Below are 15,182 nucleotides of genomic sequence, written 5' to 3'. Positions count from 1 at the left end.
GAGGAGGCTCCACGGCACGCCCGCGGAAAGCGAGCGCCTGAAACGGAAATCAACAGCCAAATTTAACAGAGCAAAATAAATAAATATGAAATATCCATAACCGAAAAACATTACCACTCATGAAAACAAGGATGAACATAAATAATATTGGTACAGAGATAAATTTCTCTGTAGAATAAAAGGAGTTGAATAAAATGGCTAATAGCAGCAACAAATTATTAGTACCTGGAATTGAGCAGTACTTGGATCAGGTAAAATACGAAATAGCCCAAGAATTTGGTGTTCAATTAGGTTCAGATACAGTCTCTAGAGCAAATGGGTCTGTTGGCGGCGAAATAACAAAAAGGCTTGTTCAACAAGCACAAGCCCAAATATCTGGGCAATTTAAAAATCAATAATTGAATAAAAATGGAAAAAAGTCCGGATTCTTTCCGGACTTTTACTCTTTAATTGGGCCTTTCAGTTTTCCTTTTATATTTGAATCCATTTTTACTTTAGATTTATCCTGCATCTTATCAATATTGTTTTTTCTTTTTTGGTTTGAGTTTTCCTCTGGAGAAGATTGTTTTTTTGAATAGCCTTGATTTTGTTTTATTTTCCCCTCATCCCTCTTTTCCCATTGTGTAGATGGAATAGATGTCCCGTTGGAATGATTAGTTATGTCTTTTTGCTTTAGACTATTTTCAAGTGTGCCTTTGTTATTCAAGTTGCCATTTACCTCTGGTTTTTTTAATTGGCCAGGCGGACTTGATGGCTGCGATGAAATGTCATTTTTCTTATTTTCTGACATACTCGCATTTGTTTTTAGGTGTTCTTTGCCTTTATTTGTGACAGGAGACTGATTTTCCCAATCCTTTTCTTTTCCTGTCACAAAAGTTACATCAGGATGCTGATTATGAACAGTTTTTTTGATTTTCTGAATACTCTTCTTAAGCTCTTCTTTGGTAACCAGCTCCAGATTTTTCTTTGGAAAAGTAGCGATAAGAACGGGTTTAGTTTTATTTAGATAGCCTTCATCCTTAATTTCAGCCAAAATCGTATTGGTTACTTGTGAAACATTCTTCTTTTCCCAATTATCCAGATGTGATATTACTTTTTTACCCTCTTTATTCAAACCAGTTAATTCCACAACCTGCATTTTTTTATTAATACCAAGCTTAATACGCGAATTCCCATCAATGGACATATAGGCATATGCCCTATTATTTTGATACATTGGAATAAATGAACCAAAAAGGATGATTATTGCTAATGCAGCGGTCCATACCGTTCTTTGCTTCCATATCCTTTTTAATGAATTAAATGAATTATTAGTACTTATGCTTTCAATCGGAAAAAAATGAATTTCATCACCAAGTAAATAGGTCTGGTTTTGCTTCCTTGCCCGCAAAAATTCGCCTTCAGGGGTTAAAAGAGTTAAAAATGCATCATCAATTTCCATAACAATTCCCTTTTTCAATCCTCTATCACCCCCTTTAGATAATCTTTCAAATAAACATATTCACTCGATAAAATCAGTGCAATAGCAATAATGTATTTTCGGTTACGTTCGATGGTTTTTCTACTGACGTTTACCATCTTTTCCAATTGTTTAATTGGTAGTCGCTTTTTTTCAAGCAGCAATTCTCTCATTTCAGAATTTTCAATTAGCATCTTTGCAATAAGTATGGCATTTTTCCTGGCGTCAGCATGCTTCGGGGAATTCTCGACTAAATCGCTGAAATTTAAATCAAAGGACCTTAAGAGCATTTGAAATTGATAAATTTCATCTTTCCTCAGCTGTTCATCATTTTTTTTTTGATAATCATCCAGGGAGAGCTCATTCACAATCACGTTACCAGGTGACTCTTCTTCATGTGATGCATTGGTTAAGTCAATGCTAATATGTTGGTTTTTAGTTTGTTTTCGGATATAGTCAATGACTCTTCTTTTAATGATAACTTCAGAAAAGCTTAACAGTGAGCTCCCGCGATCTGGTGAATACTTTTCAATCGCTTCATTAAAGGCGATTAAGCCAATACTAAATTCATCATCGGTTTCATATATATATCGTCTGCATACGGAAGATACTGTTTTTGCTATAAATGGTTTATACGCTTCAATTATTTCATTAATTAGAGTTTTATCACCTTGTTGAATTAAGATGACCGTTTCTTCTAAGGTTCTTTTTTTCTTTTTGGTCATAAACAATAAACTTAGCATTTGCTCACCTCTATTCGACCAATTATAACATACCAATGTTAATTTGGACTTGTGTAGGTGACGCAATTTTTCCCAGTTCATTGTTTTAAAACGAAAATCCCTTTTTCACTAAATAGGTACGAATCACACGGAGCAATTTGTGGGGGTTTTCGGAAAATTTTTTCCCAATAAAAAAGCATCAAATCAAATTCGATTCGAAGCTTTTTATTGTTTATTTGCTTTGGCAGATAATAAAAATTTAATGAAAAATCCAATAAAGAGTCCTGGTATTAAAAACAGCATTGGTAAAAATACTGGTCCAGGGTGTACTCGAAATATAGAAATCTTCGGCGATAACATTAAACCAACAGTGACAAAATATGCACCAAATACAAATGGTAAATAAGAATATTTTTCATCGCTTGGCATTGCAGAGCGATATCCATCCCAAAGAGAAAACATATACACACAAGGGTAAAACATGAGCCATTGAAAATTTGTGACCGCCTCAGCCTTATCAATTTCTCCTAAAAAGCTGTACATTATTGCTTGGTTAAATTTGCTATAACCATTCATCACAAATTCTAATGCCACAAACAATAAACCCTTAATATATTGCCCCATTAAAAGTTGACTGAAGCCAGGAAAGGCAATATTCCACAAAACGGCTTCCAATTTATTTATCTTTTTCATTGTACAATCCCGCTTCTTTTAGGCATTATTATGACTTCAAACTTCTTTAAATTAGCTTATCCAGTCTAATGCTAAAATAACGGTGAAATTAATAAATTTCCCAAGTTTAACTCTTCTTCAAAATGCTTAAATAACTTTTGGCAAATTGCAGCCAATTGCGACGCTCATTAAAATAACTTTTAAAGAGCGTTAGAAACAAAGGATATTTTTCCTTGTAAGGATACCAATGAATTTCAGACTTTTTCCGCCCGGTGTCTTCTATGATTGATTTTTCGTGGCAAAAAATTTTCAATCCGGTATCCCCGTGATATCTCCCAATGCCACTTTGCTTTGCACCGCCAAATGGAAGGCCATGATTGGCTACTGTAATAATCGCATCATTGATAACGACCCCTCCTGAAATAAGCTTTGAAGCAACTCTACGTGCTTTTTGCCTATCACTTGACCAAACGCTTGCATTTAATCCATACACCGTATCATTAGCAAGATTCACAGCCTCTTCCTCTGTCTCAAAAGGAATAACCGGAAGAAGGGGTCCAAAAGATTCTTCCTGAATTACTTTCATTTGGTGGTTTACGTTAGTGACCAGAGTTAAGGGCAGGAACATATCATTCTTCCATTCCTCTGGCGGGATTCCTGTTTCTAGGACTGCACCATTCTGTATGGCATCCTCAAGCTGTTCTTTAACAATTTGAATTTGGGCGGGAAATGTCATTGAACCAACATCTGCATTTGCATCTGTCCCCTGCCTGAGTGATAAGATTTCCTTTTTCAATAAAGAAATAAATTGGGGATACACGTTTTTTTCAACATATAATCTTTCAGCGCTCATACATACTTGACCACTATTGGTAAAAGCGGCCCAAGCAGCTCCTTTTGCTGCTCTCTCCAAATGAGCGTCCTTAAACACGATCATCGGGTCTTTACCGCCTAGTTCAAGTGTAGTTGGGATCAGTTCTTTGGCAGCTATTTCTTGTATGATTTTACCAGTTCGGACAGAACCAGTAAAAAAGATATAATCCGGCTTTCCATTTGTAAAAGCCGCACCGACCTCTTTACCGCCATGAGCAAATTGGACAACCCCCTCCGGAAATCCAGCCTTTTGAAATAAATCCTCTATACATTTTCCTACCAGCGGAGTTACTTCTGAAGGTTTTAAAATGACCGTATTTCCTGTTGCTAATGCACTAATCATCGGAACCATCGCAAGCTGTAAGGGATAATTCCAAGGTGAAATAACTAAGACGACTCCTCGTGGCATATATTCGATAAATGATTTCTTGCCGACTAATAATATCGGTGTCGTTACTTTTTTTCTTTTTAGAATTTTATTGGCATGTTTACAAATATGGTCGATACTATCTAAAGTTGGCATGATATCAGCAATAAGAGCCTCAGTTACCACTTTACCCGTGTCAGTAGCAATTATGCTTGCCGTATCCTCCATCTGAGTGACCATAATATCTTTCAGCCTTCTTAAATACCTTAGCCTCTCCTCAATAGGAAGATTACTCCATGATAGAAAAGCGGTCCTCCCTTTATGATAAAAAAGGCCCACTTTACTAATTGGAGTTTCCTCAATCTCTCCTATTTGCTCCCCTGTCGCAGGAGCTATCACCTTAAGCTTCTCATGAATGGCATCCATAGACCTTCACCCTTCTTTATAAAATGTTAATATGATAGCTTGGGTTATCCTTTTGCAATAAATAAAAGCTTGCCATCGGTTTTATTCCATCTTTGAAGTCGGGACAAATAATCCCAGAATCCTTTAAATCATTGAATGCCTGGGTACAATCAAAAGCTCCCTTCCACGAAAAATAATCTAATGCCTCCTTTTCTACCCCTAAATATTTTCTTATCGGCTTAATCGAAAGAAACCATTTACCCAGAGTTAATGGAATCATCCCTTTTGGCTGTTTATTAAGAAGTTCTTTCATGATAATTTCGTAAAGCTCAGAGGCTCGATAAGGACGAGGATCTGTTAAATGATATGTTTTTCCGGCAGCACTATCAAAAAAACTAAGATACGTTGTTGCTTGAATAATATAATCAATTGGTACCAGATTAACAAATGCCTCACCTTTTCCTAATCGCGGGATGATTGGTAAAAATTTTAACCTCTCTAAAAAATTCATAATAAAATATGGACCATCAAATTTGATCGTCTCACCAGTATGAGAATGACCTTTGACAATACCTGGCCGTATTATTGTCACTGGTACTTCATTTTTAATTCCATCTACCAAAACTTCTGCTTCAAACTTTGTTTCTTCATAATAATTTTTGAAGCGGATCGGTCTGATAAGCTCAGTCTCATACAGAGTACCCTCTCGTACTCCAACGACAAAAGCCGTACTAAAATAAGTATATCTCTTAATATTCGGCAGCCCTTTTACCCACTTATTAACATTTTCTGTTCCATAAACATTCACTTTGTGAGCTACATCTCGAGGAACTGCCAGATCATAAATGGCAGCAAGATGAAAAACATGGGTTACCTTTTCCATTAACATTACCAGTTCTTCAGGTTTTTTCAACAATCCTGGGTTTGTAATATCCCCCTCTATGATCGTAAATGAGGAATCAGAAAGTCCAAGTTCTACGAGAATTGTTTTCCGTTCTTTTTCTGCTTTATCAACCATGTCTGGCAGGACAAGAACAAAAACCTGCCCTTGCAAATTATTTTTCTTCCAAACTTCCCTAATTAATTGATTACAAATGAAACCTGGAAAACCTGTGAAAAAATACCCTTTTTCCAATCCATCTCCCCCTTAAAATAAAATAGTGATAATTGGTTTCATTGTAAATTCTTCCAAAAAGATTCGTCTATAGGTAGTTAGTCTGAATTTTCATAATATTTCTATAAAAAGAAAACGGCGAGATGTCTCCCGCCGTTCTATTTTATTCATGCTGGTCCATCGGATTATATAATTTAACAGTTGGATTTTTTTCTTGGAACCATCTAAGGGCAAAATCGTTTTCAAATAAAAATACAAAATGATCGTAACGATCCTTTACAAGAAGGCTGCGTGAGCTGGAAAGATTTTCATCAACTTCATCGTTTTCTACCCAGCGAGCTATTTTAGACCCCACTCGCTCCATTAAAACCTCAGCATTGTATTCATTTCTCATCCGATGTTCAAACACTTCAAATTGCAGCTGTCCCACAGCTCCTAGTAAATACTCTTCCATCCTAACCGATTTAAAGAGCTGGATAGCTCCTTCTTGGACAAGCTGCTGAATACCTTTATAAAATGATTTTTGTTTCATGACATTTTTCGCAGAAACCTTGACATATAATTCAGGTGTAAACTGCGGCAATCTTTCATATTGAAAGTCATCTTTACCTGTGGTTAGTGTATCGCCAATTTGATATGTTCCTGTATCATATAAACCAATAATATCTCCACTGACTGCTTCATCAACTGTATTTCGTTCCTCTGCCATGAACGAAGTTGATTGAGAAAGCTTAATTTGTTTCCCTAAACGGGGAATATTAACCGTCATTCCACGCTCAAATTTTCCTGAACAAACACGTATAAAGGCAATCCGATCTCGGTGGGCAGGATTCATATTGGCTTGAATTTTAAAAACAAAGCCAGAAAACTGTTCTCCCAACGGATCAATTTCACCAACTGATGAATTCCGTGCCTTCGGCGGTGGAGCAAATTTTAGGTAGGACTCGAGGAAGGTCTGAACACCAAAATTCGTTAAGGCACTTCCAAAGAAAACAGGAGTCAATGTACCCTCCGCTACTTTTTCTGCTGAAAAGTCATTTCCCGCTTCATTCAAGAGCATAATTTCATCCAATGTTTGATCATAAAGTCCAGACGCTTTTATTGGATGATCCCCTTCAATTTCACCTTCATCATTTAAAGGAATAAATCGCTCAGCCTCGCTTACACGGAATTGCTCCACTCGATTATTAAATCGATCATAGATACCAAGGAATTCTTTTCCCATACCAATGGGCCAGTTCATTGGATAGGACTCAATTCCAAGAACTTCTTCTAGCTCAGCTAATAATTCAAGCGGGGCTTTTCCTTGACGGTCAAGTTTATTCATAAACGTAAAAATAGGAATACCGCGCATCCGACAAACTTTAAAAAGCTTTAGGGTTTGTTCCTCAATCCCTTTTGCAGAATCGACAATCATAACTGCGCTGTCAACAGCCATTAAGGTTCTATAGGTATCTTCACTGAAGTCCTGGTGTCCAGGAGTATCCAAAATATTAACGCGAAATCCATTATAATCAAATTGCATCACACTGGAGGTGACTGAAATTCCCCGTTGCTTTTCAATTTCCATCCAGTCACTTGTAGCAAATTTCCCAGTTTTCTTCGCTTTTACAGTCCCAGCATCGCGAATGGCTCCACCAAATAATAATAATTTTTCCGTTAGCGTTGTTTTACCTGCATCCGGGTGGGAAATAATCGCAAATGTCCGGCGTGACAATACTTCTTGTATAAAATTGTTACCCATCTTGTCTTCCTCTCTTTTGACAATGAAAATTTTTGTCCATAATTTTAATCTTATCAGAGCAAACGCTACCTTTGCAATATTTCAATTTGATGTTATGAAGTATTTCTTTTATCCAATATACGAAAAGAATATAATGTAAGTACAAGTAGTAATTTAAATGATACATCAAGGAGGAACTATGGATATTACAAAAATTGACGAACAAACAATAGCATTAATGAATAAGGCTTTTGCTATTGTGCTTGATCAAAATAAAGTTCCCTATAATAAAATTGGAATAGTTGAAGAAGGGGATCAACTTCTATTTTTGTATGAAGGTAAAGATGAAAAAGTTCATGTTTTTAAATGGAGTAAATCATCCAGTATTGGCGTAAGCTTTGGAGTTCTAGCCCAAAGTGTGTTAATGCCGATTATCCCGCATCTTCGCTTATTGTCATAAATTTTAAAAGCACACCAACCATGGTGTGTTTTTTTTGCCACCGATTCCCATATCCATTTTACTGGAAATCCCCTTATAATAGAAAATGACTCTGTTAAAGGAGATGATGATATATGAATCAAAGCAAAAGAAAAGTGTCTAAGTTTATTCCGCTGTTTGCAGCGTTTATTTTTGTGATAGCAGGTATTGTTTATTTTGTTCAAAGCACGAAAAATGAAGTGTCCATCCCCTTTTCTTCAGTAGAAAAAACCATTCAGCAGCAAAAAGGAAAAACAGTTTCACTAACCGAACAAGATGACGGCAGCCTTTATTTAAAAGCAGGAGATTCAGAATTTGTTTCTCATGTCCCGCCAAACAGCCAAATGGTTGATAAGCTTGTTGAAAAATATAATATTAAATATTCCTATTCAAGTAGCAGCCGTTACGGTAAATGGATTATGGGCGGTGTTGTTTTATTATTAGCAGGTGCAGCCTTTGCTCTTCAAAAAGCAAAAGGCGGCTTCGGACTTACAAACTCGATGAAAAATAGTGTGGCTAAATCCCGTCCGCTTCCTTCAATTACATTAAAAGATGTAGGCGGGCTTGGCGAAGAGATGAAAGAAGAAATTTTGCAGACTCTCTCTACCTTAAAAGAGCCAGATCGAGCTGTAAAAATGGGAATTAAACCACCAAAAGGAATTTTGTTGTACGGACCTCCTGGGACTGGAAAAACTTTATTAGCTCAGGCCATTGCCCGTGAATTAAATGCTTCCTTCTACTCTGCTAGTGGCTCTGCGTTTAATGAATTGTTTGTCGGTATAGGCGCGAGCCGAGTTCGTTCACTGTTCCAAACTGCAAGAAAACAAGGTCCAGCTGTTATTTTCATTGATGAAATAGATGCTCTTGCAGGTAGACGCAAAGCACATGGGGGGGAAGAAGCAGAAAAAACACTTACCGAACTGCTTGTTCAGCTTGATGGCGGGCATTCCAACGATGGAATTTTGTTTATCGCCGCAACCAATAGGAAGGATATGCTCGATGAAGCCTTCCTACGTCCAGGTCGAATTGACTTTTCTTTTCACGTACCACTCCCAGATACGAAGGGAAGAAGAGAAATCATCGATATTCATACGAAAGGTAAAGCTCTTGCAGAAGATGTCCATTCCTCATTAGACGATTTAGCGGAAAGTACATCCGGCTTCTCCGGTGCAGAGATTCAGTCATTATTTGAAACTGCCAGCAGGCGGGCTGTAAGAAATGGTCAAGAACAGATTTATAAAGATGATCTTGATTATGCACTTGACCGTACTATCTTAGGGAGTACGTCTCGCTCCTTACAGGATTTTGAAACGAAAAGACGAGTTGCCATTCATGAAGCAGGGCATGCAATAGTTGCATCATTAACCAAGCCTGGCTCAGTTAGAAAAGCAACGATTATTCCTCGTGGTGAAGCACTTGGATACGTCGCGCCAATTCCAAAAGAGTTACATTTGTCAACAACAAGCGATCTTTTAGACCGAGTTGCAATGGTATTAGCCGGCGGTGTTGCCGAGAGACTGTTTCTTGGTGAACACAGTATTGGAGTAAGTGGTGACGTTCAGCAAGCAAAGCACATCATTGAACAAATGGTCGATACAGGGATGCTTCAGGATGGTTTTACTCTAACCTTTAATAAACAGGATAAAGAAGTAAAAATGCAAGAGCTATTTGAAAAAGGCTTAGAAAAAGCAGAAAGCTTAATTAATAGCCATCAATATCAGTATCAGCAATTAGTCGATGCTTTATTAAAGAAAGAAACATTAGAAGGCTATGAAGTGGAAGAAATTATCGGGAACCGTTCAAACCTTCACTCCGAAAATTTAGTTTTAGCTTAAAAATTTGAGGCAAACTAATTATGGATTCTCCATAAAGGAAGTGAAAAAGCTTGTTCGGGAAAAAAGAGATATTTGAAATAGAGAGTAACAAGTATATTTCTAATGCAAAAGAATATCTTCACAATCAAGAAAAAACTGAGGGACTGCTGAAAAAGGCTATAAAAAAAGCGAATGATAAAAAAGGAAGCCTTAGTGAGGTTTGGGATAAACTGCAGTTGCTCCTCGAATTGATTAAGGCTTACTCTAAAGGCGAATACAAAAATGTCTCAAAAAGTACCATTATGACCGTCATCGGAGCTATCCTTTATTTCGTTTCTCCGCTTGACATAGTTCCGGATTTCTTGGTAGGTATCGGACTAATCGATGATGCTGCGGTAATAGGCTATACTCTAAAAAAATTAGGAACCGAGATTGAAGAGTTTAAGAAATGGAAACACACCTCACTATTTACACAGCAAAACCCGTTTGATTAACTCAAACGGGTTTAGTACATAATCTTTTCTTATTTATTACCATCTAAAGCAAGCTGCACCCACAATAATCAAAAGAATAAATAGCACAACGATTAATGCGAAGCCGCCGCCAAAGCCAAAACCACAGCCACCATAGCCGTAGCCACCATATCCATATCCAAATGGCATGATTATAACCTCCTTATTAAATTAACAGAATCCGTAACCCCAAGAAGCCCCAATTATAATTAATAAAATGAATAAAACGACTAGTAGGGCAAATCCGCCGCCGTAGCCACCTGCTGCACCAGACATTTGCATTACCTCCTTTTCTTAATTCCATATATCCTATTCACCTAGATAAAAATGTGCGATAGACACTTATCCATATTTAAAAAATGGGCGACTATTCATACCTGGTATCTGTCCATAAATAAATAAAGTTGACAATGGAAGCAATTTTCCATAATATGTTCACAAAATAAGTGTGGATTGGAGCATAGACTTGAAAAATGTTGTTACCATTTTCATGTTGATTGTAATGGTTTCTTTTCGGTTGATAAAAGGTTTAACTAGGAATTCAGAGCGTCAGATTCCCATAAAAATTGGTCACCGAGGCGCTGCAGGCTACTGTCCGGAAAATACATTTGCCTCATTTAACAAGGCATTAGAACTTGGTGTCGATTACCTTGAAATTGATATTCAGATGACAAAGGATGGAGAACTGGTGGTCCTTCATGATCCAACGGTTAACCGGACTACGAATGGAAAAGGCAAAGTAAAAGACCTAACCTTAAAAGAAATACAAGCACTTGATGCAGGGAGTTGGTTTCACCCTAAATTTAAGGGAGAAAAAATCCCCACATTTAGTGAGTTTTTAGATGTTTACGCAAGTGTAACTGGCTTGCTGCTGGAACTAAAAAAACCTTCCTTATACCCTGAAATCGAAATAAAGGTAGCAAAAGAGTTAATGAAAAGAGGTCTTCATTCTGGAGAAAATAATCATATAATTGTTCAATCCTTTGATATAAATTCATTAAAACGTTTTCATCATTTGCTGCCATCCATCCCAATAGGTGTTTTAATTAAGAATACGGGTGTAAAAAGGATCTCAACGAAAGATTTAAACTCATTTTCCAGTTTTGCTTCATATGTAAATCCCAAAATAACCTTGGTAAACAAGCGTCTCATTAGAAGAATTCAACACCATGGGTTTAAAACCATTATTTGGACAGTAAAAAAGAACAGCGATGTTAAACTGCTTAAGCAATTTAATATTAATGGAATCGTAAGTGATTACCCTGATTACTTTTAAAATAAAGATGAAAACCCAACAGCAATTGTGCTGTTGGGTTTTCCTTAATTATTGGAAGGTTGTCTTCGCTAATCCCCATTTTGGGAAGTACAGGCTAAATACAGTCCCTTTATTAATATCTGATTCTACTTCAACTCTTCCTCCCATCGATTCTGTAATTTTAAAGGTAGAAGTTAGTCCTAATCCAGTGCCATTCACCTTACCAGAGCGTAGAGGTTTACCTATTTGACTAAGTACTTGTGAAGGTATACCACTGCCATTGTCTTCCACTACAATAAAAACTTCTTTTAACATTTCATGAAGCGAGATATTGACTCTGCCGTTCGGCGTACAAGCCTCTATTCCATTCTTAATGATATTTAACAATGCAAAACGAAGCAAAGCGGGGTCCCCTTTTATCGAAACCTCCTCTTCTGCTGTTGATGTAAAAATAAGGTCAACTTTATGCATATCTGCATATGATTTCATTAATTGAACTACTTCTTTGAGATCATCCACAAAACTCATTTCTTTTCTTTCTATACTTCCCTCCCCCATAAAGGCAAGATAATGATCTAGACTGCGTTCTGCTTGATTAAGTTCATTTTTAGATTGTAATAAATAAAGGGTTTGTTGTTTTGACAGCGGCCCCTCTTCCACTAATTCCAAAGAACATTTAGCCGATTTAAGGATAAACCGGTAGTTTTTGTCACATTTTAGACAAATATTTTAATATTTTTTTCCTATAGACAATAAAAGACAGCTTCCATAAGGGAGCTGCCTACAAAATTTAAAAGAAAACTATATAAATAATGAGAGCTAATACGATTCTGTATATCGCGAAGGGTAAAAGCTTTATTTTATTGATCAATTTTAAGAAGAACTGGATGGAAAGTAATGCAAATATAAAAGCACTAATAAATCCGGCAATAAAAAACGGCAGTGAATCCATCGTCATATATTGCCAATTTTTCAACAGGGAAAGGAAACTTGCGCCCGCCATAATTGGCACAGCCATAATAAAGGTAAAGTCAGCAGCAGCACGGTGGCCCATTCCAAGTAAAACACCACCAGAAATTGTTGAACCAGACCGTGAGAAACCAGGCCATAATGAGAAGCATTGAAAAAGCCCAACTGCAATTGCCTGTCCGTACGTAATCTGATCTACAGTTTGTGTTTTTGGATTCTTGGGTCCTATTAAATCGGCAAGAATCATAAATGCTGCTCCTATTACTAGTCCAATCAATACAGTCTTGGTTGAAAATAAATGATCATCAATATAATCATTAAACAGTACCCCTAGAACACCTGCTGGAATCAACCCAACAATTACCTGAGTTAATTTAAGCCGGTCCTGATTTTGCTTTTCTTGATTAATAAAGCGCCCAAGTCCTAGCATTTCAATAAAACGGTTTTTAAAAGTGACAACAACTGCTAAAATCGACCCAAGTTGAATAACTACCTTAAAGGTATTGGCCCCATGCTTAGTTAAAAACGATTCTGACTTCAGCCACATGTCATCAACAATAATCATATGGCCAGTTGATGAAACAGGAGCAAATTCAGTTACCCCTTCCACTAACCCTAAAATAATTGCTTTTAACATCATAAGTAAATCCATGTTGTGAAATCTCCTAACTTTTTGCCGCAATATAATTGGTTTTGGTAAGAACTTTCCTATTTTACTCATTTTCTTGTTTGATTGCAAGATTATTATTATTCAATTATTCCCATTCGAATTGCTTTTACCGCAACCTCTGTCCTATTTTGCGCATTCAGTCTCTTCATTATGTTTGATATATAATCCCTTACTGTAAACTCACTTAAATAAAGCTTTAAGGCTGCCTCAGATGTTGAAGCGCCGTCTGCCAAAAGCTTAATAATTTCTGTCTCTCTAGGGGATAGGGAAACTGGGTTATCTTCAGTTACCTCTCTTTCTTTAATATCAGCCTGAATAAATTTTGATAGTAATTCCCCCGAACTTTGCCCAAATTTCATAAGTGCAGGATAGAGACTTGTATCAACAGTAAAATGCTGGCCAGGACCCTGATCTAAAACAACTCCACCGATTATTTTTCCTTCCTCAGGAACATAGATAGGTACAATGATTAAAGATGAAAGGTTAAAGGTTTTAACATATTTTTCAGGAAGATCCTTCTCAGCAAATGGTATATAAATAGGCTGAAAGTTTTTCAATTCATGCCCTTGTGATTTTAGTTTTACGATGCTTTCATTGAGAACTGGAATATTCGTGATTTTTTCAGCGATTGCCTTAACTTCCTCATTGTTTAAATGATGGCCAAACAAACCAACTCCTACACTTTCCTTGTTAGTAAACTTAAATAGCGCACATCGTTCAAAGGGAAGAAAGTAACCAAATCCAAAACAAATATTTTCTACGGATTCCTGAAAATTTTGTGAACGGATAATCCATTCATTAAATAATATTACTGCATCCTTCCAAATTGTATTATTCTCTTTTTCCGATTGAAAAAGCATCACTTCACTAATCTTTGAAAATAAATAATGGACTGAAGGATGTAATTTAGATGAGTAAGCAATCCTAGATTTTAATACCTTATGTGCAGAGTTCTCTAATAGATTCAAATGAAAAATTAGTGCTTCAGGTTCTGGATCCCTATTAAAATGCAAATACCACTCATCCTGAATTTCATCTAACATTCTAAATAAATCAGCATTGCCATTTCGTCCAGAATATAAAAACTTGACTAAGAATTCACTAATAAATTCAAATACCGCTATTGATCTTTTTTTTGTATTCTTAAGAGATTGGAGCGTCAACTCCCACTCTTGTAAAAGTTCATCTTGATATATGGTAAGTAATTTTACAGCATCATTTAAAAGATCGTCCAAATGGCTGTTTAACGATTTCGACAATTCGACTACACTCCTCTCCTGAACATCTTAGCTGCTTCTTAAGTATTAATTGTGAATAATCATTATTCTCTAATAAATTCATCTAAACATGCCAAATTTCCTGCCCATTTTCAATATTTTTGATTATTTTGACGAAATTTGTTATTTCCTTTTTTTATCATAGGAACAACTTCCTACAAATGTAGGGATTAACGAATCCCTATATTTATCTTAAAATTGTGACGATAGCGTAAGCGCATACATATCCAACATGCTTTCGCTAATTACAAATAAAAGGGAGGAAATAAATTGACAGCAGAATCAATCATTATCGGAGGTCAAACAGTCAAGAAAAAGCTAGTATTTGCATTATTAGGTGGATTTTTGTTTTTAGGTTCCCTTCTTGCCATTTTTGGGATAACCGGCGTTGCTGTTGCTGCTCCATTGAGCGGGTTTGGTGAATTCACTGTCAAGTTTGACAAAATGGTAGGTACAAACTTTAAGCTTTACGGCGGTGTCGCTGATGGTGCTACCACTAAAAACAACCCAGTTGCAGTAAACCAAATTGATAAAGCTACCATAAACGGATTAGAAATTTCTAAGGCTATCCCTGCTCTTGGAATTCGAGTTGTTATTACTTCTGATAAACCAGTTGAAATTAACGGTCTTATTCAAAAAGCGACAATGGTAAATGGTGATGCTAAATTTGAAAGTCTAACTATGTCGGAAAATTACATTGGTAATTATGACCTAACTGACCCTGCACAAAGGGCTGAAGCATTAGCAAAGGAATTTACGCAAACTGCCAACACCATAACAATTGAAAATGGTAATTTACAAACCTTATACCTTTTCCAGCAAACTGTTTCATTACCTGGAATGAAGGTTTACTTTGAAAAATTACAATAAGT

17 protein-coding genes are annotated in these 15,182 nt (G+C 36.5%); 6 read left to right on the top strand and 11 right to left on the bottom strand.

Annotated features, from left to right (window positions below; translation table 11 throughout):
* Positions 1–194 precede the first annotated feature (194 nt).
* Positions 195–398, top strand: a complete 204-nt coding sequence (locus ABES02_RS20880; protein WP_430139249.1) for a small, acid-soluble spore protein, alpha/beta type — start codon at positions 195–197, stop codon at positions 396–398.
* A 41-nt stretch (positions 399–439) separates the two neighbouring features.
* On the opposite strand, the gene ABES02_RS20875 is transcribed toward ABES02_RS20880, so the two are convergent.
* The 6 genes from ABES02_RS20875 to ABES02_RS20850 form a co-directional block, all read right to left on the bottom strand.
* Positions 440–1,459 carry an anti-sigma factor domain-containing protein gene (locus ABES02_RS20875; RefSeq protein WP_430139247.1) on the bottom strand — a complete coding sequence of 340 codons (1,020 nt, stop codon included), beginning with the start codon at positions 1,457–1,459 and terminating at the stop codon, positions 440–442.
* A complete protein-coding gene (gene sigI / locus ABES02_RS20870) occupies positions 1,456–2,202 on the bottom strand; it encodes an RNA polymerase sigma factor SigI (protein WP_430139245.1) in 747 nt (248 codons plus the stop codon). The genes ABES02_RS20875 and sigI overlap by 4 nt, the downstream gene beginning before the upstream one ends.
* 204 nt (positions 2,203–2,406) lie before the next feature.
* Positions 2,407–2,874 (bottom strand): hypothetical protein, encoded by a 468-nt coding sequence (locus tag ABES02_RS20865; RefSeq protein WP_430139243.1) that lies wholly within the window; start codon positions 2,872–2,874, stop codon positions 2,407–2,409.
* A 106-nt stretch (positions 2,875–2,980) separates the two neighbouring features.
* On the bottom strand, positions 2,981–4,519 hold the full coding sequence (locus tag ABES02_RS20860; RefSeq protein WP_430139241.1) for an aldehyde dehydrogenase family protein: 1,539 nt from the start codon (positions 4,517–4,519) through the stop codon (positions 2,981–2,983).
* A gap of 16 nt (positions 4,520–4,535) precedes the next feature.
* The gene (locus ABES02_RS20855) at positions 4,536–5,633 is read right to left on the bottom strand and encodes an SDR family oxidoreductase (protein ID WP_430139239.1); all 1,098 of its coding nucleotides are present in this window, start codon (positions 5,631–5,633) and stop codon (positions 4,536–4,538) included.
* Positions 5,634–5,775: 142 nt separating this feature from the next.
* A complete protein-coding gene (locus ABES02_RS20850) occupies positions 5,776–7,356 on the bottom strand; it encodes a peptide chain release factor 3 (RefSeq protein ID WP_430139237.1) in 1,581 nt (526 codons plus the stop codon).
* Positions 7,357–7,534: 178 nt separating this feature from the next.
* Here ABES02_RS20850 and ABES02_RS20845 point away from each other — a divergent pair, with 178 nt between their 5' ends.
* The 3 genes from ABES02_RS20845 (at position 7,535) to ABES02_RS20835 (ending at position 10,121) form a co-directional block, all read left to right on the top strand.
* On the top strand, positions 7,535–7,795 hold the full coding sequence (locus ABES02_RS20845) for a hypothetical protein (RefSeq protein ID WP_430139235.1): 261 nt from the start codon (positions 7,535–7,537) through the stop codon (positions 7,793–7,795).
* A gap of 113 nt (positions 7,796–7,908) precedes the next feature.
* Complete coding sequence (locus ABES02_RS20840) at positions 7,909–9,648, top strand: AAA family ATPase (protein ID WP_430139233.1); 1,740 nt, start codon at positions 7,909–7,911, stop codon at positions 9,646–9,648.
* Between the two features lie 50 nt (positions 9,649–9,698).
* Entirely contained in the window at positions 9,699–10,121 is a 423-nt protein-coding gene (locus ABES02_RS20835; RefSeq protein ID WP_430139231.1) for a YkvA family protein, read from the top strand.
* A 36-nt stretch (positions 10,122–10,157) separates the two neighbouring features.
* On the opposite strand, the gene ABES02_RS20830 is transcribed toward ABES02_RS20835, so the two are convergent.
* Both ABES02_RS20830 and ABES02_RS20825 read right to left on the bottom strand, forming a co-directional pair.
* A complete protein-coding gene (locus ABES02_RS20830; RefSeq protein ID WP_430139229.1) occupies positions 10,158–10,289 on the bottom strand; it encodes a YjcZ family sporulation protein in 132 nt (43 codons plus the stop codon).
* Between the two features lie 21 nt (positions 10,290–10,310).
* Entirely contained in the window at positions 10,311–10,415 is a 105-nt protein-coding gene (locus ABES02_RS20825) for a YjcZ family sporulation protein (RefSeq protein WP_430139227.1), read from the bottom strand.
* Between the two features lie 190 nt (positions 10,416–10,605).
* Here ABES02_RS20825 and ABES02_RS20820 point away from each other — a divergent pair, with 190 nt between their 5' ends.
* On the top strand, positions 10,606–11,415 hold the full coding sequence (locus ABES02_RS20820; protein ID WP_430139225.1) for a glycerophosphodiester phosphodiesterase: 810 nt from the start codon (positions 10,606–10,608) through the stop codon (positions 11,413–11,415).
* A 48-nt stretch (positions 11,416–11,463) separates the two neighbouring features.
* On the opposite strand, the gene ABES02_RS20815 is transcribed toward ABES02_RS20820, so the two are convergent.
* The 3 genes from ABES02_RS20815 to ABES02_RS20805 form a co-directional block, all read right to left on the bottom strand.
* Complete coding sequence (locus ABES02_RS20815; RefSeq protein WP_430139299.1) at positions 11,464–12,054, bottom strand: ATP-binding protein; 591 nt, start codon at positions 12,052–12,054, stop codon at positions 11,464–11,466.
* Positions 12,055–12,184: 130 nt separating this feature from the next.
* Positions 12,185–13,015 carry an undecaprenyl-diphosphate phosphatase gene (locus tag ABES02_RS20810; protein WP_430139223.1) on the bottom strand — a complete coding sequence of 277 codons (831 nt, stop codon included), beginning with the start codon at positions 13,013–13,015 and terminating at the stop codon, positions 12,185–12,187.
* A 95-nt stretch (positions 13,016–13,110) separates the two neighbouring features.
* Entirely contained in the window at positions 13,111–14,292 is a 1,182-nt protein-coding gene (locus ABES02_RS20805; RefSeq protein WP_430139221.1) for a LuxR C-terminal-related transcriptional regulator, read from the bottom strand.
* 288 nt (positions 14,293–14,580) lie between these two features.
* On the opposite strand from ABES02_RS20805, the gene ABES02_RS20800 reads away from it, so the two are divergent.
* Positions 14,581–15,180, top strand: a complete 600-nt coding sequence (locus ABES02_RS20800) for a DUF6230 family protein (protein ID WP_430139219.1) — start codon at positions 14,581–14,583, stop codon at positions 15,178–15,180.
* Positions 15,181–15,182: the final 2 nt, after the last annotated feature.

This window comes from Neobacillus pocheonensis (assembly GCF_050477905.1).
Lineage (GTDB): Bacteria > Bacillota > Bacilli > Bacillales > Cytobacillaceae > Neobacillus > Neobacillus pocheonensis_A.
Note: the sequence above shows the minus strand (reverse complement) of the source record. Positions and strands in the feature narration are given on the sequence as shown.